This is a genomic window from Tessaracoccus zhenghani, from assembly GCF_055326325.1.
This window is the reverse complement of the sequence record NZ_JBUZNQ010000002.1, coordinates 485,307-508,453: the sequence shown is the minus strand read 5'-3', so window position 1 is coordinate 508,453 and position 23,147 is coordinate 485,307. Positions and strand designations below refer to the sequence as shown.

Below are 23,147 nucleotides of genomic sequence, written 5' to 3'. Positions count from 1 at the left end.
TGACAGGAAATCATCTTGACGTCAAGAATTATCTGGAGTTCTTTGGCGCTGCGACCGCTCAGACGGGCTCCCCCTATTCGCCCCGCACCACTAGGCTCGGGGGGAACGAACGTGAGGAGAACTTCCATGAGCAATCTGGCAGCTGTCGGCGTCATCGGAATGGCGGTGATGGGCTCGAACCTGGCCCGGAACCTGGCACGCAACGGCCATCGTGTGGCCGTGTGGAACCGCACCCCCAACAAGACCAACGAATTGGTGGCCGAACACGGCCATGAGGGCGACTTCGTCCCCGCCGTCGAGCTGGCAGATTTCGTCGCCTCGATCGAGCGTCCCCGCCGCATGATCCTGATGATCAAGGCCGGCGCCCCCACGGATTCCACCATCGACCTGCTGGTTCCGCTGCTGGACGAGGGCGACATCGTCGTCGACGGCGGCAACGCCCACTTCGAGGACACCCGCAGGCGTGAGCTCAAGCTGCGCGACCTCGGCCTCCACTTCGTCGGCGCCGGCATCTCCGGTGGCGAGGTGGGCGCGCTCGAAGGCCCCTCGATCATGCCCGGCGGCTCCCCGGAGTCCTACGAGGCGCTCGGGCCCATTCTCGAATCCATCTCCGCCAAGGTCGACGGCGAACCCTGCTGCACCTACATCGGGCCGGATGGCGCGGGCCACTTCGTGAAGATGGTGCACAACGGCATCGAGTACGCCGACATGCAGTTCATCGGCGAGGCGTACGAACTCCTGAAGGCCGTGGGGTTCTCGCACGACGAGATGGCCGACGTGTTCGCCACCTGGAACACCGGGGACCTGGACTCCTACCTCATCGAGATCACCGCCGAGGTCCTCCGCAAGAAGGATCCCCGCACCGGCCGCCCCCTCGTCGAGGTGATCGTCGACGCCGCCGGCATGAAGGGCACCGGCACCTGGACGGTGCAGTCGGCCCTCAACCTGGGTACCCCGGTCAACACCATTGCCGAGTCCGTCTTCGCCCGCGCGATCTCGTCGGCCCCCGAACTGCGCCAGGCGGCGCAGGCTGCGTTGCAGGGTCCCGACGCGACCATCCAGGTGGCGGACCGCGAGGCGTTCGTCGAGCAGATCCGCCAGGCGCTGTGGGCCTCCAAGGTGGTCGCCTACGCGCAGGGTCTCGACGAGATCCGCATGGCCGGGGCCGAATACGGCTGGGACATCAACGTCGGCGAGGTGGCCAAGATCTGGCGCGCCGGCTGCATCATCCGCGCGAAGCTGCTCGAGCGCATCCGCTCGGAGTACGCGGACAGGAAGCTCGCCACGCTGCTCGAGGCGCCGTCCGTGGCTGAGGGCCTGGCCAGCTCGCAGGACGCGTGGCGCGAGGTGGTGTCGGTGGCCGTCAAGGCCGGCGTCCCCGTTCCCGGCTTCGCGGCAGCCCTGGCGCACTACGACCAGGCGCGCGCACCCCGTCTCAACGCGGCTCTCACCCAGGGTCTGCGCGACTACTTCGGCGCCCACACCTACCGCCGCATCGATGCCGACGGCGCCTTCCACATCAACTGGAGCACCGACGGCACCGAGGAGCCCGCGGACACCGCTGGCTGATGACCGCACCTGACCCGCTGGCGAACTTCTCCGCTCCCACGCGCGAGTGGTTCGCCAGCGTGTTTTCGGCCCCCACCGCCGTCCAGGCCGAGGCCTGGACGGCGATCGCGCGGGGCGAGCATGCGCTCGTCGTCGCGCCCACCGGCTCCGGCAAGACGCTGTCGGCCTTCCTCTCCGCCATCGACGGCCTGGCGACGCGGCCCGAGAGGCTCCCGACGGCCGGGACCAGCGTCGTGTACGTCTCGCCGCTCAAGGCGCTGGGCGTCGACATTGAACGCAACCTGCGCGCGCCACTCACCGGCACCCGATTGGCCGCTGAGCGCCTCGGCGTCCCGTGGAGCGAGGTGTCGGTGGGCGTGCGCTCCGGCGACACACCGCAGCGGGAGCGCGCCGCCCTCATCCGGCGGCCGCCCGACATCCTGATCACCACGCCCGAGTCGCTGTACCTGATGCTGACGAGTTCGGCCCGGCGCACGCTGACCTCCGTCGAGACCGTGATCGTGGACGAGATCCACGCCGTCGCGGGGACGAAGCGTGGCTCGCACCTGGCCCTGTCCCTCGAACGGCTGGACATGCTGGTGGGACGCGACGTCCAACGCGTGGCGTTGTCCGCGACCGTACGCCCCATCGAGCAGGTCGCCTCGTTCCTCGGCGGCGACAGGGCCGTCACGGTGGTGGCCCCGCCCGCCCACAAGTCGTGGGACGTGACCGTGCGCACCGCGGTGGAGGACCTTACCGACATCCCGGATCCCGACGCAGGCGACGGCACCGCAGGCGACCTGTTGGACCTGCTGCGCGGCGGCCCGGCCACGAACGGCTCGATCTGGCCGCATGTGGAGCGGGAACTCTACGACGCCGTCAAACAGGGCCGCTCCACCCTGATCTTCACCAACGGCCGCCGCTCGGCCGAGCGCATCACCGGTCGGCTCAACGAGATGTGGGCCGAGGAGAACGACCCCGACACGCTCCCGCCCATCCCTGCGCGCCCGCCCGCCCAGGTGATGGCTCCCGTGGACACGGTCCGGGGAGCGCCGCTGGTCATCGCGCGCGCCCACCACGGCTCGGTCAGCAAGGAGCAGCGCGCCGAGATCGAGGGCGCGCTGAAATCCGGCGAACTCAAGTGCGTCGTGGCCACCAGTTCGCTCGAACTCGGCATCGACATGGGGGCGGTGGACCGGGTCCTCCAGGTCGCCTCTCCCCCGTCGGTGGCCAGCGCCCTGCAACGCATCGGGCGCGCGGGGCACGTGGTGGGAGCCACGTCCGTGGGCCAGGTCTTCCCGTTGCACAGGGGCGACCTCGCCTCGGCCGTCGTCACGACGGAGCGGATGCTGGCCGGCGACATCGAGGAGCTCCACATTCCCCAGCACCCGCTGGATGTGCTGGCCCAGCAGACGGTCGCCGCAACGGCCGCAGAGGGCGACGAGGGGCTGGACGTCGACGGGTGGTTCACCGCCGTCACGCGCTCGCGGCCCTACTCGGATCTGGACCGGTCGCTGCTCGATTCCGTGGTGGAACTGCTCACGGGCGCCTACCCCTCAGCCGACTTCGGCAACCTGCGCGCCAGGCTGGCGATGGGCGAGGACAACCGGCTCTACCCCAGGCCGGGCGCGCTGCGGGTGGCCGCCACCTCGGGCGGCACCATCCCGGACCGGGGGATGTTCGGCGTATTCCTCGCCGGCGAGGAGGCCGGTGCCCGGCGGGTGGGTGAACTCGACGAGGAGATGGTCCACGAATCACGGGTGGGCGACGTCTTCACGCTGGGCGCGTCGTCCTGGCGCGTGGAGGAGATCACGCGCGACCGGGTGCTCGTCACGCCGGCCCCGGGCAACACCGGCCGCTTGCCGTTCTGGCGCGGCGAGGATGAGGGGCGGCCCGCGGAGCTGGGCAGGAACATCGGCCGCCTCCAGCGGGAGGCCTCGCGCAATCCGGAGCGGCTGGACCGCCCCTTCCTGGACAGGAACACCCGCCGCAACCTGGAGCGCTACCTGGCTGAGCAGCGCACGGCGACGGGGTCGGTGCCGGACGAGCACACCGTCGTGCTGGAGCGGTTCCGCGACGAGCTGGGCGACTGGCGCGTGGTCATCCACTCGCCGCTGGGCCGACGGGTGCTGGGCGCGTGGTCGCTGATCATCGCGGACGCGCTGTCGCGGGAGGTCAGCATCGACGTGGTGCCCGTGGCCGGCGACGACGGCATCGTGCTGCGCCTCCCTGATTCCGATCTGGTCGAGCGCCTCCCCGAACTCCTCCTGACCGACCCCGACGACGTGGGCCGCATCGTCGTCGAGCAGGTGGGCGGCACGGCCCTGTTCGCAGCGCGCTTCCGCGAGTGCGCCGCCCGGGCGCTGCTCCTCCCCCGGCCCAACCCGGGCCGGCGCGCGCCGCTCTGGCAGCAACGGCAGCGTTCGGCCCAACTCCTGGAGGTGGCCAGGCACCACCCGAGGTTCCCCATCATCATCGAGACGGTGCGCGAGGTCACGCAGGACGCCTACGACCTGCCCGGTCTCGTCGAGCTCATGCGCGGGCTGCGCTCCGGCGCGGTGCGGCTCGTGGAGGTGGTCACCGATCAACCCAGCCCGTTCGCGGCCACGCTCCTGTTCCGCTATCCCGGGGCCTTCATCTACGACGGCGACGCGCCGCTCGCGGAGCGCCGCGCCGCGCTGCTCGCCATGGACCCGGAACTCCTCGCCGCCGCGCTCGGAACGCTGGACCTGCGCGAGGTGCTCGACCCGGACGTCGTGGCCGAGGTGGTCGCCGAGCTGCAGCGCACCGCGTCGAACCGACGGGCGGGCCACGACGACGCGGTGGCCGCGCTGCCGCGGGAACTGGGGCCGGTTCCCCTCGTCGAGCTCGAGGGGAAGGTGTCGCCTGAGTGGTGGGCCGCCTCCGTCGCCACCGTGGCGGAGCGGCTCAGCGAGGTGGTGGTGCTCAATCTGGCAGGGCGCCCGCACCTGGTGGCGGTCTCGGATCTGGCCCTGCTGCGCGACGCGCTCGGGATCCCGGTACCCGCCGGGTACGCCGCGCCTCAGGTGGAGGGCCGCGACCCGCTGACCCAGCTCATCGCCCGCTACGCCCGCACCCACGGTCCTTTCAGTGCGCAGGAGGTGGCCGACGCGTTCGGGCTGGGGGTGGCCACCGTCGGGTTGGTGCTGGAGCGGGAGCGGGTGGCAAAGCGCCTGGTGGCCGGGCGGTTCACCGCCACGGAGCCCCAATTCGTGGACCCGGAGGTGCTCCGCCGGCTGCGTAGCCGCTCGCTCTACAAGGCGCGATCGGAGCTGCAGCCCGTCTCGCAGGAGGGCTTCGCCCGCTTCTTGGCGGCATCACACCACGTCGACGACAGGCCTGTGTCCAGCCCCGACGAGGTGCTGCTCGCCCTGCAACGGCTCGCCGGAGCCGCGCTCCCCGCCAGCGCCTGGGAAACCCACGTGCTGCCCGCCCGTCTGGCGGGCTACCAGGCAGCGCACCTCGACGCGCTGCTCGCCGAGGGCGAGGTGGTGGTCCGTCTGCGTGGCTCCGCAGGGCCGAACGACCCGCTGGTGGCGTTGGTCCCGGCGGACGACCTCGACCTGCTCGGGCCACCGGACCAGCCGCCGTCGGAGGAGGCGCTCGCCGTGGCCGCCCGGCTCGCGGAGGGTGACGGTACGTTCGCGTCGATCCACGGCTCTGAGTCCGCTGTGGAACTCGCGGACGCACTCTGGCACGCGGCGGAGGAGGGCGCGATCGCCCCGGCGTCGATGGCTCCCGTGCGGGCCCGTATCGGCGGCGCCGCCCGGGGAGCGCACAAGGCCAGCCGCCCCTCGCCCCGACGGCGTGCCCGACTCCCCCGCCCGTCTCGCGCGCTGTTGAGCGGGCAGGGATCGCTGACCCCACCGCAGGTCTCGGGCCGGTGGTACCGGGTGCGGGACACCCAGCCCACCCCTGCCGAGGCGGCCTTGGCGTTGGCGTCCTCGTGGCTCGAGCGCTTCGGCGTGATCACGCGCGGTGGGGTGACGGCTGACGGCACGCCCGGCGGTTTCGCCGCCGCCTATCGGCTGCTGTCCAAGCTGGAGGAAGCCGGCAAGATGCTGCGCGGCTACCTCGTGGAAGGCCTGGGCGGCGCGCAGTTCAGCACGCCTGACCTCATCGAGCAGCTTCGCTCGCACGAGAATCGGGGCCCGGCCGTTCCCGAAGGGCTGGCGGTCGAGGGGCCCCGCAGCCTCCAGGTCCTGGCGGCCCTCGACCCGGCCAACCCGTACGGCTCGATCCTCCCTTGGCCCGCGCACCCGACGGCCCACCCTTCGCGCGCGGCCGGCGCCCTCGTCGTGCTGGCCGACGGCGTCTGCCTCGCCCACCTCACCCGCGGGGGCCGCATCCTCACCCTCTTCGGCGGCTCCGAGCACCGCGAACGCCACGCCACCCTGGTCATCCACGCCCTCGTGCGCGCCGTGGGTGAGGGAAGGATGGGCAGGCTCCGCATCGAAGAGGTCGACGGCGAACGGGTGGGTTCGTCGAGCCTCGAGGCCACGCTGCTGGCCGCCGGTGCACGGCTCACGCCGAAGGGCATCACGGTGGAGGCGCCCCGTGCCTGAGGGCGACACCGTCTGGCAACTGTCGCAGCGGCTCCAGCCCCTCGTCGGGCGGACGATCGAGCACAGCGACTTCCGCGTGCCCGCGCTCGCGACTCAGTCCTTGGTGGGCACCACGATCGACCGCATCTGGCCCTACGGCAAGCACCTCTACTGGCAGTGCGCGGACCGCATCCTGCACACGCACCTCCGCATGGACGGCACCTGGCGCATCCATGCGGTCGGGGCGAAATGGTCGGCGCCCGCCCATACCGCCCGCCTGGTGATCCGGGTCGACGGCGGGGTCGAGCTGGTGGGGCATTGGCTCGGCGTGGTCGAGCTCTGGCCCGCGAGGGAGTACGACCGACGCACCGCGCACCTCGGCCCTGACGTGCTCGCCGACGACTGGCACTCCCCCGGCCGCTGGGAGCCCACGGGGCGCGACGAGGCGGTCCGCCGGGTGTCGTCCCGCCCCGAGCGGACCATCGGCGAGGCGCTGCTGGACCAACGCAACCTGGCGGGCCTCGGCAACGAGTACCGCGTCGAAGTCTGCTTCCTGCAGGGCCTCCACCCGACGACATCGGTGGCCCTGTGCGACGTCCCCGCCGTCGTCGACCTGGCCGCGAAACTGATGCGCGGGAACCTCACGAACCCCGTCCGGACGTTCACCGGGATCCACCGGCGAGGAGAGAACACGTTCGTGTTCGGGCGCCGGCACCGCCCGTGTCGCCGATGCGGCACACTGATCGAGGCCTCGGAACTGGGCGGCGGCAGGTCCGTCGCCGACGCCGACGTGGACCAGCAGCGCGTCATCTGGTGGTGCCCCACCTGCCAGCCCGCGCCACAGCAGGGCCATCGCTTTCCTATCGATGGAATGCGTGTGGAACAATGAAGTTGCGCTGAATTCATCCGCTCCTCCAGAGCAGAATCACCGCGGGGAAAGGACTCGAAGTGGCCGCTACGATGCAGGATGTTGCGAAGCTTGCCGGCGTTTCGGTCAAGACCGTTTCCAACGTCGTCAATGAATTCCCACATGTGCGTCCGGAGACCCGCAAGCGGGTTGAGAATGCCATCGAAAAGCTCGGCTATGAGGTGAACTTCACCGCCCGGAACCTCCGTCGGGGACGGACGGGCCTCATTGGGCTGGCACTGCCCGAATTGAAGCTCCCCTACTTCGCGGAACTCGCTGATTCCGTCATCGTGGAAGCTGAGAAGGCAGGCCTGCGCGTGCTGATCGAGCAGACCAACTCGGATCGGAACCGCGAGATCGACGTCCTGCATGGGCCGCTCCGCACCATGACCGACGGCACCATCTTCTCGCCGCTGGCCCTCGGGCCGGAGGACATCAGGCTGTTCACCGTCGACTTCCCACTCGTCCTGTTGGGCGAGCGCGTCTTCGGTTCCCCGAACGACCACATCACGATGAGCAACGTGGAGGCCGCCGCCGCGGCCACCCGGCACCTCATCGAGCAGGGCCGGACCCGCATCGCCGTCGTCGGGGCGCACCCCGGCGAGGTGGTCGGGTCCGCAGCACTGCGTGAGCGCGGGTTCCGCCGGGCCATGGGCGAGGCCGGGTTGCCCGTCCGGGAGGAACTGATCCGGCCCACGGGGCTGTGGCACCGCAACACCGGAGCGGAGGCGACCGATGAACTCATCGAGTCCGGCGCGGAGTTCGACGGCGTCGTCGCCCTGAACGACACGCTCGCGCTGGGCGTGCTCCACTCCCTGCATTCACACCGGATCGACGTGCCCAGCCAGGTGGCGGTCATCGGCTTCGACGACATCGAGGATGCCGCCTTCACGCGCCCCACCCTCAGCACCGTGTCTCCGGGACGCCAGCAGATCGCCCGGGTGGCGGTGGCGATGCTGGAAGACCGCGTCCGTGAGGCAGCCACTCCCCTGAAGGACCGGCTGCCCGTGCGCCACCTCTATGCAGACTTCACCATCGTCGAGCGCGAGTCCTCCGGGGCGAAGACCCCGGTCTGATCCAGGCGCCGGCGCATCAACCACGCGGTGAGCAGCGCCAACAACCCCGGCACGGCCAGTGGGACCAGGACCGGGAAGCGCCAGGCGACGACGGCCAGGCCTGCGGCGCTGACCGCCCAGGCAGCCGCCGTCGCCGGCGACACGAGGCAGACGCCCAGCGCGGCACGCCACAGCGTGAGCACGGGGACGCGACGGCCGCGCTCGTCGGCCAGCATGGCTACGACGTAGGCCAGCCCCAGCGACAGGCACGCAGCGACGCACACCGTGACCACGAACATCGGGGCCATCCACGGCTCATCGCCGCGGCTCAGCACCCAGCCGTTGAAGCCCAGGACGACGAGGGCAAGCGTCGCCGGCCAGCCGACCACGGTGCTGCGGACCAGGGTGGCGCGCCAGGCGCGGACGAAGTCACCGAGCGGACGGGTGCTGGCGTCGTCGGTGCCCAGCCTGCCGAGAACCGACACGGCGGCCACGCTGGCGGGCAGGTGGCCGAACAGGATCAGGCCGAGCAGGGTCGCCACCCACCAGGCGAGGCTGACCTCCACCACCTGGGTGCCGGTGCCGAGCCAGCGCATGGCTGTCTCCGCCCACCAGCCGCCCGTGCGAGGCGACCGCTTCACGCCTTGATGCCCCACACCGTCACTCCCTGCTCGTCGATTCCCGCGAACGCGAGTTCCCCGTCATGGGCGAAGCACACCGCGTCGACGACCTGCCCCGCCAGCGACACGCTCCCGCGGCCCGCCGTGGCGAGTGCCGCCAGATCTGCACCGCTGAGCTCCACCCGCGTGGGGCGCACGGGAATGGGGGCCGACGCCTCCAGCCGGTAGACGAGCCAGTGGCCCGCCCACGCGGCGCCCTCGGGCACGTCGTGCCCGGGTGCAGGCAGCGGGTTGGCCACCGGCCAGCCGCCGGCGGTCCACTTCAGCGCCCGGAGGTGCGCCGTGTGGCGGGTCGGGTCAGCGCCGTCGCGGACGTGGTGCACGAGGACCAGCCCCGAGGGCGTCACCAGGTGCGAACTGTGCCCGGGCGCGGCCCAGATGGTGCCGTCCGGCGCTTCGTAGCTCGTCAGGATCAGGGTCCCTACCTGAGCAGGCGGCTCCGAGTCGTCGATGAGGCCGGCTCCGGTGGCGTCCACGTACGGGCCGGTGATCGTATCCGAGGCGGCGACGCGAACGTTGTAGGTGTCGAAGAGCGAGTCGAACGAGCAGAACAGGAAGTACCGCCCCCGTGCGGCGATGATGTGGCCGCCCTCGACGGCGCCGTTGATCGACGCGGCCCGGTGCACGACGGGCTCCCCCAGATCACCGGGTTCCAGCGGGAACCCCGCTTCGTCCAGCGGGAGGATCCGCAGGCCACCGAAGAACGAGCCGTACAGCAGCCAGTCGTTGCCGTCGGCATCGGTGGTCACTGCGGCGTCGATGGCGTTGACATCGTCGGCGTCGTGCCGCGTCGACACGACGATGGCCCGGTGTTCCCAGGGACCGGCGGCATCAGGGGCCGTTGCCAGCGAAATCGCCGAGGTGCGGGAGCCGAAGGAACTGGCCGAGTAGTACATGCGGTACTCCTCGCCACGCCGGATGACCTCCGGGGCCCAGATGCCGTGGGCACCCGACCACTCGGCGGCGGGACCGGGCACCCCGCTGAAGGCGTGCCCGAACCAGGTCCAGGTCTCCAGATCCCAGGATTGCCGGATCTGGACGCCTGCACCGGGAGAGCCGGCCACGGCGGTGTCCGTGGACATCATCAGCCACCGGCCGTCCCGGGCCCGGACGACGGTGGGGTCATGGGCGCCCCAGAGACCGGGATCGGTGTGGGAGACGGCCTTCACAGCCAGGTAGTCGGGTCCCATGTCAGCCCTTCGTCCCGGTGAGTGCGACGGATTCGATGATCTGCTTCTGGAAGGCGACGAAGATCACGAAAACCGGCACGAGTGCGATCACCGAAGCGGCCATGATCAACGGATAGTCGGTCTGAATGGCGTAATTGGCATTGAAGTTGGCAATGACCACCTGAAGCGTCTGTTTCTCTGGGCTGTTGAGGTAGATGATCGGCGCCAGGTAGTCATTCCACACCGCCATGAACCAGAGGATGAATTGCGCGGCGATAGCGGGCCGAATAAGAGGCAGCACTATGGAGCCGAAGATCCGCAGATAACCGGCGCCGTCAATCTTGGCGGCCTCTATGAGGGAATCCGGCACGCTGTGCAGGTATTGGCGGAGGAAGAAGATCATCATGATGTTGCCGAACAGGCCCGGAACGATCAGCGGAAGCAGGGTGTCGATCCAACCCAGCTTCGAGAACATCACGAACTGGGGAATCATCAGGGTGGGGAACGGGATCATGATGCCGGCGAGCATGAACAGGAAGATCGCGTTCTTGCCGGGGAGGCGGAGCTTGCTGAAGGCGAACGCCGCCAGCGTCGAGGTGATCGAGCCCACGATGGTCACCGTCAGCGACACGATCAGCGAGTTCTTGATGCCACTGGCCAACGGGCCCGCATCCCACACCCGCAGGTAGTTCTGCCATTGCGGCAGTGGCGGGATCCACTCCGGAGGGAGGGAGAAGACGCCGTCCTGCGTCTTCAGCGAGGTCGACACCATCCACAGCAGCGGAGCCACCATCACGATGCCGCCGATCAGTAGCAGTACCGCGACGATGATGTTGCCGGTGCGATAGCGGGTCTTGGCTGTCGACGCCATGTCACTCAGCTCCTTCGTGGCCGTGCCTGGCGTTGAACCAGAACTGCAGGGCCGTGATGATGAAGACGAGCAGGCCGAGGAGGACCGCCATCGCCGACGCGTAGCCCATCTGCAGGTTGGCGAAAGCCTTCTGCCAGATGTACCAGACGATCGACGCCGACGAATATTCCGGGCCGCCCGTGGGGGTCATGATGTTGATCTCGGTGAAGATCTGGGAGCCGCCGATGACGCCGGTGACAACCAGGAAGAAGGTCACGGGCTGGACCATGGGCAGCGTGATGTGCCAGAACCTGCGGAAGGAACCGGCGCCGTCGAGTTCAGCCGCCTCCATCAGCGAGGCCGGCACGCTCTGCAGCGCTGCGAGGTAGAGCAGCATCGAGTAGCCGAGGCCCTTCCACACGGCCATGATGATGAGGGCAGGCTTGACGGTGGCGGTGTTCTGCAGCCAGTTGGGGCCGTCGATGCCGACGAGCTCCAACACCTGGTTGACGAGGCCGAAGTCACCGTTGTAGGCCCATTGCCACAGGATCGAGACGGCCGCGAGCGAGCTGACCACGGGCACGTAGTAGATCGAGCGGAACAGCGCCCGGCCGGGCATGCGCCGGTTCATGGCCAGCGCGAGGGTCAGGGCCAGCACCAGGCCGATCGGGATGCCGATCATGTAGAAGAAGGTGTTGCCCAGCGACGTGAGGAAGTAGGGGTCGTTGAAGGCGGTGATGTAGTTCTGGAGGCCGACAGGCTGGGGGTCGCTGAGCATGTTCCAGTTCGTGAACGACGCGTACACCGCGTACAGGAACGGCCCGATGGCGAACACCAGGAAGCCGAGCAGCGGCAGGGCGATGAAGGCCGCGGCGACCCAGTGCTCCCGTCGGTACAGATGGGTCTTTCGCGTGCGGGCCTTGTGGCCGGCGACGTTGACGCTGGTGTGCACAGTGCTCTCCCGTCATGGGGGTGGGACGGGGCAGGAGCCCCGCCCCACCGTCGAAGGTGATCAGATACCGGCGGCCTGGTTGGCGGCGTCGAGCTTCTGCTGCATGCGCGGCTGGACGTCCTTGCAGTAGTCCGCCGCGCTGATCTTCCCGTCGAGCACCGGCTGGATGCCCACCCAGAACTCGTCGTACCACTCGCCGGACCAGGTGGTGGCGGCGGGCAGGGCGCGGCCGTACTCCTCGGCGATCTGGACGAACTCGATCTTGTTCTCGGGCATGCCCTCGGACTCGGCGTATTCGCCGTGGGCCATGTCCACCAGGTTGGGGATCTGGACGCCGGCCTTGTACAGCTGGCGCTGGGTCTCCTCGTTGGCGGAGAGGAACATCGCCAGTTGGGCCGCGAGCTCGGAGTTCTTCGTCTTCGACGACACCGCGATGCCGAGCGAACCCACCCAGGTGGCGGTCTTGCCGGTGGAACCCACCGGGTAGGGGATGAGATCCCAGTCGAAGGGCAGCTTCGCGTAGGTGGAGACGTCCCAGGGGCCGACGGGGAAGAACCCGATCTGGCCGCGCATCCACCGCTGGTAGGTGTCCATGGTCTGGGCCTGCTCGACCGACGGCGTGGACTTGTCGACCAGCTGGATGTCGGCGAAATCTTGGAAGGCTTCGGCGAACTCGGGGGTGTCGACGGTGACATTCCGGCGGTCAGCATCGGCCCAGTCGCCGCCGTTGGACCACACCCACGCCTGGAGGTTCCAGGTGACGTTGAGGCCGGTGCCCCACTGTTCGCCCGTGGTCAGTTGCTTGGCGACGTCGCGGAACTCGGCCCAGGTGTAGGGGGTGTCCTTGTCGGGCAGCGCGATGCCGGCCTTCTCGAACATCGTCTTGTTGTAGCCGAAGGAGAAGGGACCGATGTCCTTGGGCAGCCCGTAGAGGGCGCCTTCGCCCACCTTGGACCCGTCGAAGCGGTAGGAGTCCACGCCGTACTTCCAGACCTTGTCCACCTCGATGCCGGCGGTCTCGATGTCGGCGGTGATGTCCTTGACGACGCCGTTCTTCGCGAACGCCATCACGGCGCCCTGTTCGAGGTAGAAGACGTCCGGCGTCTGGTTGCCGGTGATGGCTGCCTGCAGCTTGGTGCGGTACGAGTCGGCGTCGGTCACGATGACCTTCACCTTGGCGCCCGTCTCGTCTTCGAAGGCCTTGATGGCCTGGTCGTATGCCTTGCGCTCGTCCTCACCGCCACGGAACATGTAGGTGAGCTCGACGCCGGAGCCGGAGCTCCCGCCGTTGCCGCCTGAGCCGGAAGCCGAGTCGTCGCTGCCTCCGCAGGCGGCGAGCGTGGGGGCTGCGAGGGCTGCGCTGGCGCCGAGAAGGAAGTTGCGGCGGTTGAAGTTGCCAAACATTTCTGGCCCTTTCGTCTCTTGGGGGGCCGGGACCCACGCACCCTCGGTCGTTGAGAGGCGTCACGTTCCCACCCTGGAACTGGTAGCCAGGAAACTACACTTACATCGATGTACACGCAACCGCCGTTATCGAATCGTGACCTTTAGGGGACTCTTCACGCTCAGGAACGACAGTCGCGGCCAGGCCTTGACCTTCCACCGCACCAGATGACATGCTGGATTTCTATCGATGTACAGTTTCAGCAAAGGGGCTCAGGCATGCATCATGCCCATGTGGTCATCAATCCAGCGTTCCGGGTCGGCCCGGTGCGCCGACGGACATTCGGCTCGTTCGTCGAGCACCTCGGACGATGCGTCTACACCGGCATCTACGAGCCGGGGCACCCGACGGCCGACGAGAACGGGTTCCGGGGCGACGTCCTCGACCTGGTGCGTGAGCTCGGGGTGTCCACCGTGCGCTACCCGGGCGGCAACTTCGTCTCCGGGTACCGCTGGGAGGACGGCGTGGGGCCCGTCGAGGAGCGGCCGCACCGGCTGGATCTCGCCTGGCACTCCTCGGACCCCAACACGTTCGGCACCGACGAATTCATGGCCTGGGCGCGGCTGGCCGGGATCGAGCCGATGATGGCGGTCAACCTCGGCACGCGTGGCACGCAAGAGGCCCTCGACCTGTTGGAGTACTGCAACGTGCCCGGCACGTCCCACTTCGCGGAGCAGCGTCGGGCCAACGGCGCTGACGAGCCGTACCGGGTCCGGATGTGGTGCCTCGGCAACGAGATGGACGGTCCCTGGCAGATCGGTCACAAGACCGCCGAGGAGTACGGCCGCATCGCCACCGAGACGGCCCGCGCCATGCGGATGATCGACCCCTCCCTCGAGCTGGTCGCGTGTGGCTCCTCGCAGCGCTCCATGCCGACCTTCGGCGAGTGGGAGCGCGTCGTCCTCACCGAGGCCTGGGACCACGTGGACATGATCTCCGCGCACGCCTACTACTGGGAGGGCGAGCACGGTCTCCAGGAGTTCCTCGTGTCCGCCGAAGACATGGACCGCTTCATCAGCCAGGTGGGCGCGACGATCGACGCCGTCGGTGCCGCCCGGAAGAGTGACAAGAAGATCGGCATCTCCTTCGACGAGTGGAACATCTGGTACCAGGACCGCACGCCGTCGAGGCCGCCCGCCGGCGACGACTGGCCCGTGGCACCCCGACTGCTCGAGGACAACTACTCGGTGGCCGACGCCGTCGTCTTCGGGAACCTGCTCATCTCGCTGCTGCGCCACACCGACAGGGTGTGGTCGGCCAACCTGGCGCAGCTCGTCAACGTCATCGCGCCGGTGATGAGCGAGCCCGACGGCCCCGTCTGGAAGCAGACGACCTTCCACCCGTTCGCGCTCACCTCCAGGTACGCCCGGGGCGAAGTGCTCCGCGTCGTCATCGACTCCCCCACGATCGCGAGCCACGCGTTCGGCGCTGTTCCCGCGGTGGACGCCGTCGCGACGTGGGACGAGTCGGCCGGTGCGCTGTTCCTCGTCAACCGCTCCGAGAGCGAGACCATCGAGGTGGTGGTCGATGTCCCCGCCGGCGTGTCCCTGACCGAGGCCGTCACCCTGCACCACACCGACCCCCGGTGGCAGGCCGGCGTCGACGACGACAGCACCGTGGCACCGCGCCCGAACGAGAGCGCCACGCTGACCGAACGCTCCCTGGAGATCTCGCTTCCGCCGATCTCCTGGACGATGGTGAGGTTCGCCGGATGACCGTCAGGTGGGTCGCGGGCGTGGTGGCTGCCCTCCTGGTGGCCGGCTGCCAGGCGGGCTCGCCCGTGGCGGAGGAACTCGACGTGTCGGGTGACCTCCGCACGCACGATCCGGGCCTCGTCGTCGGCACCGACGACCACCCGTGGCTCGTGTTCTCCACCGGCGACCCCCGCGTCGCCCAAGGGGCGATCCAGGTCCGCACCTCGACTGACGGGCGTGAATGGCGCTACGCCGGTGAGGCGTGGGGGCCCGACACCGCGCCCCAGTGGGCCGTCGAGGAGATCGCCGGCGTGGAGAACTTCTGGGCTCCAGAGGTGGTGGAGCACGAGGGCACCTGGTACCTCTACTACTCCGCCTCCACGTTCGGCTCCAACACATCGGCAATCGGCCTGCTGACCAACGACGAGCTCGATGCCGAGGATCCGTCGGCGGGCTGGACCGACCGGGGCCAGGTGGTCTCGTCCGACGGCTCCAAGGACTACAACGCCATCGACCCGGCCGTTCTCGTCGACGAAGAGGGCCGGGGCTGGATGGCGTTCGGGTCGTTCTGGGGCGGCATCCAGTTGGTGCCGCTGGATCTCCCCTCCGGCACGGTCGTGGAGGGAGCCGAACCCGTGACCATCGCCAGTCGCCAGACCGCCACCAACGCCATCGAGGCGCCGGCGCTTCTGTACCGCGACGGCTGGTACTACCTGTTCGTCTCGTTCGACTCGTGCTGCCGGGGTACCGCCAGCACCTACAACATCAACGTCGGGCGCGCCAGGTCACCTGAGGGGCCCTACCTCGACGCGGAGGGGGTCGATCTCGCCGAGGGCGGCGGCACGCTGCTGCTCGAGACCATCGACAACCGCATCGGCCCCGGCGGCCAGTCCGTCTCGGGTGACCACATCGCCTACCACTACTACGACGCCGACCTCGGCGGCGACTTCCAGCTGGCCATCCGCAGGTTCGGTTGGCGCGACGGTTGGCCCATCCTCCGGACCGAGTCCGAGACCACGAAGTAAGGAGACCCATGCTCACCACCGCCGTCATCAACCTCGACGTCCCCGGCCCCAGGATCAGCCGACACCTCTACGGGCACTTCGCCGAACACCTGGGCCACTGCATCTACGAGGGGATCTTCGTCGGCGAGGATTCCCAGATCCCCCACACCCGCGGCATGCGCACGGACGTGGTGGAGGCGTTGAAGGCCCTGGACATCCCCAATCTCCGGTGGCCCGGCGGCTGCTTCGCCGACGAGTACCACTGGCGCGACGGCGTCGGCCCCCGGGACCAGCGCCCCACCGTGGTCAACACCCACTGGGGAAACGTGGTGGAGGACAACTCCTTCGGCACCCACGAGTTCATGGACCTGTGCGACCAACTGGGCACCGAGCCGTACATCTGCGGCAACGTCGGTTCCGGCACCGTGCAGGAGATGGCTGACTGGGTGGAGTACCTCACCCGCTCCGGCGACGCCCCGATGTCGAAGCTGCGCCGCGAGAACGGGCGCGACGAACCGTGGCGCATTCCGTTCTGGGGCGTGGGCAACGAGTCCTGGGGTTGCGGCGGCAACATGCGCGCCGAGTACTACGCCGACCTGGCCCGCCAGTACTCGACCTACTGCCGCGAGCACGACGGCAACAAGCTCTACAAGATCGCCGGCGGCGCCAACGTGGACGACTACCACTGGACCGAGACGCTGATGAAGACCCTCGGCGACCTGGGCTGCGGCTGCAACCCCCGCCACTTCTTCGACGCCATCTCGCTGCACTACTACACCTACCCGGGCGAATGGCCGCCCACCTACAGCGCCACCGAGTTCAGCACAGACGTGTACTACGACACCATGCGCTCGGCGTTCCGGATCGAGGAACTCCTCACGCGGCACGGCACCATCATGGACGCCTACGATCCCGGCAAGCGGATCGGCCTCGTGCTCGACGAGTGGGGCACCTGGTTCGCAGCCGAACCCGGCACCAACCCCGGCTTCCTGTTCCAACAGAACACCATGCGCGACGCGCTGGTGGCGTCAGTGCACTTCGACTCCTTCCACCGCCACGCCGACCGCCTGGTCATGGCCAACATCGCCCAGGTGCTCAACGTCCTGCAGGCTGTCCTCCACACCGACGGCGACCGCCTGGTCAAGACGCCCACCTACCACGTGTTCGAGATGAACAAGGGGCATCACGACGCGGACTCGCTCGCGGTGTCCTGGATCGGCGAGCCGGTCAGCACCCGTGAGGTGGGCAAAGCCACCGTGCCGATGGTCTCGGCATCGGCCTCCACCAAGGACGGCGCGGCGCTGGTCTCCCTGAGCAACATCGACCTCGAGGCCGCCACCACGGTGCGGCTGGCGCTGCGCGGCCGGCCCGTCACAGCGGTGACGGGCCGGATCCTGACCGCCCCGTCGATCAGTGACCACAACAGCCCCGACGTGCCCGACGCGGTGGCCCCGTCGTCGTTCGAGGTCGGCCTCCCGGCCGACGGCGTCCTCGAGGTCGAACTTCCGCCCCACTCCTTCGTCACCCTGTCCCTGACCTGATACCCACCTGAGGAGCAACAATGTCGTCTCTCCGCTCTCCCCTGTCTTTGTCCGTGGCGCTGGTGGCCACTCTGTCGCTGATCGCCGCCTCACCGGCCGAGGCACGGCCGCCCGAGGCACCCCAGCTGCCCACGCCCACGTTCGCGGACGCCACGGTGCACGACCCCGACCACATCAAGGTCGACGGTGTGCATTACGTGTTCGGCTCCCACCTCCAGGCAGCCTCGAGCACCGACCTGGTCCAGTGGGAGCAGATCGCCGCCGACGTGACCCCCGAGAATCCGTTGTTCGACGATGTCACCGCCGAGCTCTCCGAGGCGCTCACCTGGGCGGAAACCGAAACGCTGTGGGCACCGGACGTGATCCAGCTGGCCGACGGCCGCTTCTACATGTACTACAACGCCTGCCGCGGCGACTCGCCCCGCTCCGCGATGGGCATCGCGGTGGCCGACGAGGTCACCGGCCCGTACGAGGATCTCGGCCTCATCCTGAAATCCGGCATGTGGGGCCAGCCCTCCGAGGACGGCACCATCTACGACGCCACGGTGCACCCGAACGTCGTCGACCCGGATGTCTTCTTCGATGCCGACGGCCGTCTCTGGATGGTCTACGGGTCCTTCTCAGGAGGCATCTTCATCCTGGAGCTGGACCCCTCCACCGGCTTCCCTCTGCCGGATCAGGGGTACGGCAAGCACCTCTGGGGCGGCAACCACGCCCGCATCGAGGGGCCGGCCGTCAGCTATGACCCCGCCACCGGCTTCTACAACCTGTTCGTCACCTACGGCGGGCTGGATTCGACGGGTGGCTACAACATCCGCGTCGCCCGCGCCACCAGCCCGGACGGGCCGTACCTCGACGCGGAGGGACGCGACATGGCCGAGGTCAAGGCGGATCCGGCCAAGCCGCTGTTCGACGACGCCTCCATCGCGGAGTCGGCCGTGAAGTTGTTGGGGAACCACGAGTTCCAGCGGCTGCCCGGTGACCCGGGAGCGGGACGCGGGCTCGGGTACGTCTCCCCCGGCGGCAGTTCGCCGTTCGTCGACGAGGCCACCGGCCAGCAGTTCCTGGTCTTCCACACGCGCTTCCCCGGCCGCGGGGAGGAGCACCAGATCCGCGTGCACGAGATGTACACAGATGACGACGGGTGGCCGGTCGTCGCGCCGCTGCGCTACGGAGGCGCCACAGCCAGGGACGTCAAGAGGCACGACGTCGTCGGCACCTACGCGGTGGTGGCCCACGCCCCGCGCACCATCGACACCGACATCCATCAGGCCGTCTCCCTCGAGTTGACGCAGCAGGGTCAGGTCACCGGCGCCATGAGCGGCACGTGGGAACGGGACGGCCGGTCGCGCCTCATCCTGCGTCTCAGCGGAACCACGTACGTGGCAGAAGTTGCCCGCAAGTTCGACCCTGATCAGGGGCGATGGGTCACCACCTGGAGCGCGCTGGCACCCGACGGGGCGGCGGTGGGTGCCATTCAGCGGCTGCAGGTCGAGCCGGACGAGGCGGTGGAGCGGGTGCTGGCCGACCTCACGGTGCCGGCCACCGCCATCAGCGACCTCGCTCTGCCCACCGCCGGCACCCAGGGGTCGACCATCGTGTGGACCAGCTCGGCCGAATCGGTCATCGCCGCTGACGGTTCGGTCGTCCGGCCCACGGCCGGGGAGCCCGACGCGACGGTGGAGTTGACCGCCACCGTCACCAACGGCGTCGTCACCGGCTCGCGGCAGTTCACCGTCGTGGTGCCCGCCCGCGTTGAGGGCGGGCTGGTGGCGAGCTACCCCTTCGACGGCGACCTCCACGCCGCCGACGGGCAGACCGCAGGCACGGTGAGCGGCCCGCGGATCGGTGCCACCGGCGGCAGCATCACGTTCGGCGAGGGGGTACAGGGCCAGGCTGCAATGTTCGACGGCGGCTCGGGCGTGCGGCTCCCCGATGGCCTCGTCTCCGGGCCCACCTGGTCGGTCTCCCTGTGGTTGAAGCCCACCGTGACCACGCAGTTCACCCCCACCTTCTTCGCCGCGCGCGACGAAACCTCCTGGGTGAGCCTGCTGCCGTCCGGACACGGCGGCGTGGGCGGTGGCTCGATGATCTGGTCCGGTTCGGCCTGGTACGACGCCGGCTTCGGGCAGAAGCTGCCCGTCGGCGCCTGGTCCCACGTGGCGTTCACCGTCGACTCCGGGAAGCTCACGGCCTGGGTGGATGGCACCCGCGTCTTCGAGGGCACCGGGTTCCCGGACGTGCTCACCACCACCGACGGGGTCTTCAGCTTGGGCGTCAACTGGTGGGACGTCCCCTACTCGGGCGCGATGGACGAGCTACGGGTCTACAACGCGCCGCTGTCCGACGCAGAGGTGGTGGAGTTGGCCGAGCGCTGACGCACCGCAGTGGTGGCTCCGCGAAAGGTTCGCGGAGCCATCATCGCGTCAGGACACCAGGCGGCTCTCCAGGTTCGTCCGCAGCGACCCGGGCAACGTCGACTTGTTCAGCGCCTGATCGGCCACCACCAGGATGGTCCGCGCCCGGTTGTGCACCGTGCCCGTCGCCGGGTCGACGATCTCCGAGGCAAGCACGATCGACGACGACCCCAGCTGCACGGGCGCGACGCGCACCTCGTACGGCGCCGGGCGGTGTTCGAGCTGCGCCAGGTAGTCGACGTCCTGCCGGGCGACGAGCCACATGTGCTCCGCGCCTTCCGAGCCGGCCCGGGCCATCGTCGGATCCCACTGCGTGGTGGCCTCGATGCGCGCCTGTTGCAGGTAGTCGTAGACCTTCGCGTTGTTGACGTGCCCGTAGCTGTCCAGATCCGTCCAGCGCACCGGCAGCGACACCGGGGTGCCTGCGCCCTCCAGCGACGGCGCCCTCAGGTCGCGCAGCGGCTCCACCTCCCTGCGGTGGGTGTCGAAGAACTCGCGGTACGCGGGCTTCAAGCGGATGGGCCGCTGCTCCTCGAAGCTGAAGGCGCACAGCATCGTGCGCGCCACCAGGGCGGCCTCACCGCCCTGGGACACCTCATAGGCCAGCTCCACCCGCGACGCCCCCAGCCGCGACACCCCCAGCTCGACGATCACCTCAGCCCCGTCGTAATGGAGGGGCCGGCGGTACTCCACCTGGTGGCTGACCACGACGATGCCCTCGTCGAGCAGTGCCGACGCGGCGCCGCCGCGCAGGAAGACGACGCGCGCCTCCTGCAGGTAGTCGACCATCACGGCGTTGTTGATGTGCCCCTGCGCGTCCATGTCGGACCAACGCAGGGGGCACTTCCAGCGGAACAAGGGGTCAGTCCTCCCGCGGGTACAGGGTGTCGACGACGTCGGCGTACTTGTCGGTGACCGCACCGCGACGCACCTTCATGTTGGCCGTGACGCCCGCGTTCTCGACGGTGAGCTCGTGGTCCAGGATGGCGAACTGCTTCACCGTCTCCCACTTCTCGAGCCGCTCGTTGACCCGGCCCATCCACTTCTCGATGGAGGCCCTGATCTCGGGCCGCTGCGACTGCTCGGCGTAGCTGAGGTTCCCGAGATCGCGCTTGTCGGCCCACTTCTGCAGCATCACCGGGTCCAGCACGATGAGGGCGGCCACGTACTTGCGCCCCTCGCCCACCGCGATGGACTGCGACACGTAGGGGATGTTCGCCTGGATGGCGCCCTCCACCTTCTGCGGAGCCACGAACTTGCCGCCGGAGGTCTTGAACAGGTCCTTCTTGCGGTCCGTGATCTTGACGTGGCCGGTGGGGGCGATCTCGGCGATGTCGCCGGTGTGGTACCAGCCGTCGTCGTCGATCGCCTCAGCGGTCTGGTCTGGCAGGTTGTGGTAGCCGGGCGTGATGATGGGGCCGCGCAACAGCAGTTCGCCGTCCTCGGCCAGCTTGCTCTCGACGCCCGGGACGATGGCACCGACGGTGCCGAAGTGCGGGTCCGCCGGCAGGTCGACGGCGGCGATGGCGCTGGTCTCCGTCGCGCCGTAGCCCTCCACGATGAGGATGCCCGCGCCGTAGAACCACTTCTGGATCTGAGGGCTGAGCTTCGCGGAGCCCGAGATCATGAACTTCATCTGGCCGCCGAGGCGTTCCTTCAGCTTGGAGAACACCAGCTTGTCGGCGATCTTGTACTGCACCGCGAGCGCACCCTTGAGCGGGCGGCCGGCGAGCCGGTCGTCGATGGAGCGGTAGCCCACGGAGAACGCCCAGCGCGCGATCTTCCCCTTGACGCCGGTGCTGCTGGTGAGGACGGCGGCGCGCACCTTCTCGAAGATGCGCGGCGCGCCACACATGAAGGTGGGGTGCACCTCTCCAAGTCCTTGGACGATCTTGTCGATGCGGCCGTCGACGGCGGACGCGAAACCGTAGTCCAGCTGCGCGGCGATCAGCGCCTTGCCGAAGACGTGGCTCAACGGCAGCCACAGGAACTGCAGCTCGTCCGGGCCGATGATCTCGAGGTACTTGGTTGCCGCCCCCTCGTACACCCAGGACAGGTGGTTGAGCCGCACGCCCTTGGGGCGGCCGGTGGTGCCGGAGGTGTAGATCAGCGTGGAGAGGGTGTCGTGGTTCGTCGAGGCGATGGATTCGTCCAGCGCGTCGGGGTTCTCCTTGAGGTGGGCCTCGCCCAGTTCCATCAACTTGTCGTAGGAGATGATGCGGTCGTCGAAGGTGACGCCGGTGCCGTCGATCACGACGATGGTGTGGATCTGCTGATCGAAGTCAGAGGTGTCCTGCACCTTGGCCAACTGTTCGGCGTTCTCCGCCACGAAGACGCTGGAGCCGGAGTCGCTGACGATGTAGTGCACGTCGTCAGGGCCCGTGTTGGGGTACACCGTCGTGGTGGCTCCTGCCGCGACCGCGATGGCGAGGTCAAGGAAGATCCATTCGACGCGGGTGCTGGAGCAGATGGCCACGCGGTCCTCGTACTTCACGCCGCGGGCGAGGAGTCCGGCGCCGAGCCTCTCGATGATCTCGTGGGATTCGCGCCAGGTGAGGCGGCTCCAGGTGTTGGGGCCCTCCGCCTTGCCGTCGGGGTACATGAACGCCAACTTGTCGGGCGTCTCCGCCACACGCCGCCGCAGCATTGCGCCGACAGAATCGGCCGAGCGCGACATGATCTCTTCACGAAGTCCCATGGGGTCCCTTTCAACGGTTGCAGGCAAGGTTAACGTGCCGCTGCGGCGTCGGCTAGGGATTTGGCGGACCAACTACTTGAATCCTCAACCATTGTGCTATCCTGGTCACATGACAGAACCAGTTGCAGGCTGGCTCACGGAGAGCCAGCAACGTGTCTGGCGGAGCTACCTCCTGGCCAACACGCATATCAATGAGTATCTCGACGAGGCGCTGAGGCAGTTTAACCTCTCTCTGCCCGAATATGAGGTGTTGGTACGGCTCAGCGAGTCCCCCAACCACACGCTGCGCATGGGCGAGCTCGCCTCCTCGGTGGGCCATTCCCGTTCCCGGTTGACGCACACCGTCAAGAGGATGGAGCGGATGGGCCTGGTCTCGCGCAATTCGTGCGATTCCGACGGCCGCGGCGTGCAGGCCACCATGACGGAAGAGGGCTTCGACCTCCTCAAGCGGGCAGCGCCGCACCACGTGGATTCGGTGCGCCGGGTCTTCGTCGACGCCATCAACCCTGAGGATTACGCGGCCCTTGGCCGCGCGATGCAGTCAGCACTCGCCGTCACGGACTGATCCGCCGGGAGGCGTCGGTGGATACCTTTCGACATTCTTCTCCCGACGCACGAAACTA

Annotated in this window: 16 protein-coding genes; 9 read left to right on the top strand and 7 right to left on the bottom strand. The window is 68.8% G+C overall.

Annotated features, from left to right (window positions below):
• Nucleotides 1-126 precede the first annotated feature (126 nt).
• The 4 genes from gnd to ACZK4S_RS06210 all read left to right on the top strand — a co-directional run bounded on the left by gnd (nt 127) and on the right by ACZK4S_RS06210 (nt 8,096).
• Nucleotides 127-1,569 carry an NADP-dependent phosphogluconate dehydrogenase gene (gnd, locus tag ACZK4S_RS06225; RefSeq protein ID WP_463643730.1) on the top strand — a complete coding sequence of 481 codons (1,443 nt, stop codon included), beginning with the start codon at nt 127-129 and terminating at the stop codon, nt 1,567-1,569.
• Entirely contained in the window at nt 1,569-6,134 is a 4,566-nt protein-coding gene (locus tag ACZK4S_RS06220; RefSeq protein WP_463643729.1) for a DEAD/DEAH box helicase, read from the top strand. Before gnd ends, ACZK4S_RS06220 begins: the two co-directional genes overlap by 1 nt.
• Nucleotides 6,127-7,002: a DNA-formamidopyrimidine glycosylase family protein gene (locus tag ACZK4S_RS06215; protein ID WP_463643728.1), complete on the top strand. Its 876-nt coding sequence runs from the start codon at nt 6,127-6,129 to the stop codon at nt 7,000-7,002. The genes ACZK4S_RS06220 and ACZK4S_RS06215 overlap by 8 nt, the downstream gene beginning before the upstream one ends.
• 71 nt (nt 7,003-7,073) lie before the next feature.
• Entirely contained in the window at nt 7,074-8,096 is a 1,023-nt protein-coding gene (locus ACZK4S_RS06210) for a LacI family DNA-binding transcriptional regulator (RefSeq protein ID WP_463643727.1), read from the top strand.
• Here ACZK4S_RS06210 and ACZK4S_RS06205 read toward each other — a convergent pair.
• Genes ACZK4S_RS06205 through ACZK4S_RS06185 form a run of 5 tightly spaced genes read right to left on the bottom strand, consistent with a single transcriptional unit; the run spans nt 8,039 to nt 13,130 of the window.
• Nucleotides 8,039-8,716, bottom strand: coding sequence for a YesL family protein (locus tag ACZK4S_RS06205; RefSeq protein ID WP_463643726.1), 678 nt, complete (start codon nt 8,714-8,716; stop codon nt 8,039-8,041). The two genes, ACZK4S_RS06210 and ACZK4S_RS06205, sit on opposite strands and share 58 nt — an antisense overlap.
• Nucleotides 8,713-9,945, bottom strand: a complete 1,233-nt coding sequence (locus ACZK4S_RS06200) for an arabinan endo-1,5-alpha-L-arabinosidase (RefSeq protein WP_463643725.1) — start codon at nt 9,943-9,945, stop codon at nt 8,713-8,715. The genes ACZK4S_RS06205 and ACZK4S_RS06200 overlap by 4 nt, the downstream gene beginning before the upstream one ends.
• Nucleotide 9,946: 1 nt before the next feature.
• Nucleotides 9,947-10,795, bottom strand: a complete 849-nt coding sequence (locus ACZK4S_RS06195) for a carbohydrate ABC transporter permease (protein ID WP_076060522.1) — start codon at nt 10,793-10,795, stop codon at nt 9,947-9,949.
• Between the two features lies 1 nt (nt 10,796).
• Nucleotides 10,797-11,726 carry a carbohydrate ABC transporter permease gene (locus ACZK4S_RS06190; protein ID WP_182765838.1) on the bottom strand — a complete coding sequence of 310 codons (930 nt, stop codon included), beginning with the start codon at nt 11,724-11,726 and terminating at the stop codon, nt 10,797-10,799.
• Between the two features lie 60 nt (nt 11,727-11,786).
• Nucleotides 11,787-13,130 (bottom strand): ABC transporter substrate-binding protein, encoded by a 1,344-nt coding sequence (locus ACZK4S_RS06185; protein WP_463643724.1) that lies wholly within the window; start codon nt 13,128-13,130, stop codon nt 11,787-11,789.
• Nucleotides 13,131-13,388: 258 nt separating this feature from the next.
• Between ACZK4S_RS06185 and arfA the strand changes: the two genes are divergently transcribed.
• From arfA to ACZK4S_RS06165, 4 genes are read left to right on the top strand one after another with little or no spacing between them, the layout of a single operon-like run.
• Nucleotides 13,389-14,885: an arabinosylfuranosidase ArfA gene (gene arfA / locus ACZK4S_RS06180; RefSeq protein ID WP_463643722.1), complete on the top strand. Its 1,497-nt coding sequence runs from the start codon at nt 13,389-13,391 to the stop codon at nt 14,883-14,885.
• Entirely contained in the window at nt 14,882-15,889 is a 1,008-nt protein-coding gene (locus tag ACZK4S_RS06175; RefSeq protein WP_463643720.1) for an arabinan endo-1,5-alpha-L-arabinosidase, read from the top strand. The genes arfA and ACZK4S_RS06175 overlap by 4 nt, the downstream gene beginning before the upstream one ends.
• Nucleotides 15,890-15,897: 8 nt before the next feature.
• The gene (locus ACZK4S_RS06170) at nt 15,898-17,409 is read left to right on the top strand and encodes an alpha-N-arabinofuranosidase (RefSeq protein ID WP_076060510.1); all 1,512 of its coding nucleotides are present in this window, start codon (nt 15,898-15,900) and stop codon (nt 17,407-17,409) included.
• A gap of 20 nt (nt 17,410-17,429) precedes the next feature.
• Nucleotides 17,430-19,787 carry a LamG-like jellyroll fold domain-containing protein gene (locus tag ACZK4S_RS06165; RefSeq protein WP_463643719.1) on the top strand — a complete coding sequence of 786 codons (2,358 nt, stop codon included), beginning with the start codon at nt 17,430-17,432 and terminating at the stop codon, nt 19,785-19,787.
• Nucleotides 19,788-19,835: 48 nt separating this feature from the next.
• Here ACZK4S_RS06165 and ACZK4S_RS06160 read toward each other — a convergent pair whose 3' ends face one another.
• Together ACZK4S_RS06160 and ACZK4S_RS06155 are read right to left on the bottom strand one after the other, a co-directional pair.
• Complete coding sequence (locus ACZK4S_RS06160; RefSeq protein ID WP_463643717.1) at nt 19,836-20,684, bottom strand: acyl-CoA thioesterase; 849 nt, start codon at nt 20,682-20,684, stop codon at nt 19,836-19,838.
• 4 nt (nt 20,685-20,688) lie between these two features.
• Nucleotides 20,689-22,524, bottom strand: a complete 1,836-nt coding sequence (locus ACZK4S_RS06155; protein ID WP_463643716.1) for an AMP-dependent synthetase/ligase — start codon at nt 22,522-22,524, stop codon at nt 20,689-20,691.
• Between the two features lie 109 nt (nt 22,525-22,633).
• Between ACZK4S_RS06155 and ACZK4S_RS06150 the strand changes: the two genes are divergently transcribed.
• Complete coding sequence (locus ACZK4S_RS06150; RefSeq protein WP_076060502.1) at nt 22,634-23,089, top strand: MarR family winged helix-turn-helix transcriptional regulator; 456 nt, start codon at nt 22,634-22,636, stop codon at nt 23,087-23,089.
• The last annotated feature ends 58 nt before the right edge of the window (nt 23,090-23,147 follow it).

Coding starts and splice junctions, on each gene's coding strand:
- ACZK4S_RS06155 (WP_463643716.1), bottom strand. CDS start 22,524: ATGGGACTTCGTGAAGAGATCATGTCGCGCTCGGCCGATTCTGTCGGC.
- ACZK4S_RS06150 (WP_076060502.1), top strand. CDS start 22,634: ATGACAGAACCAGTTGCAGGCTGGCTCACGGAGAGCCAGCAACGTGTC.
- ACZK4S_RS06195 (WP_076060522.1), bottom strand. CDS start 10,795: ATGGCGTCGACAGCCAAGACCCGCTATCGCACCGGCAACATCATCGTC.
- ACZK4S_RS06170 (WP_076060510.1), top strand. CDS start 15,898: ATGCTCACCACCGCCGTCATCAACCTCGACGTCCCCGGCCCCAGGATC.
- ACZK4S_RS06175 (WP_463643720.1), top strand. CDS start 14,882: ATGACCGTCAGGTGGGTCGCGGGCGTGGTGGCTGCCCTCCTGGTGGCC.
- ACZK4S_RS06210 (WP_463643727.1), top strand. CDS start 7,074: ATGCAGGATGTTGCGAAGCTTGCCGGCGTTTCGGTCAAGACCGTTTCC.
- arfA (WP_463643722.1), top strand. CDS start 13,389: ATGCATCATGCCCATGTGGTCATCAATCCAGCGTTCCGGGTCGGCCCG.
- ACZK4S_RS06220 (WP_463643729.1), top strand. CDS start 1,569: ATGACCGCACCTGACCCGCTGGCGAACTTCTCCGCTCCCACGCGCGAG.
- ACZK4S_RS06165 (WP_463643719.1), top strand. CDS start 17,430: ATGTCGTCTCTCCGCTCTCCCCTGTCTTTGTCCGTGGCGCTGGTGGCC.
- ACZK4S_RS06200 (WP_463643725.1), bottom strand. CDS start 9,945: ATGGGACCCGACTACCTGGCTGTGAAGGCCGTCTCCCACACCGATCCC.
- ACZK4S_RS06185 (WP_463643724.1), bottom strand. CDS start 13,130: ATGTTTGGCAACTTCAACCGCCGCAACTTCCTTCTCGGCGCCAGCGCA.
- gnd (WP_463643730.1), top strand. CDS start 127: ATGAGCAATCTGGCAGCTGTCGGCGTCATCGGAATGGCGGTGATGGGC.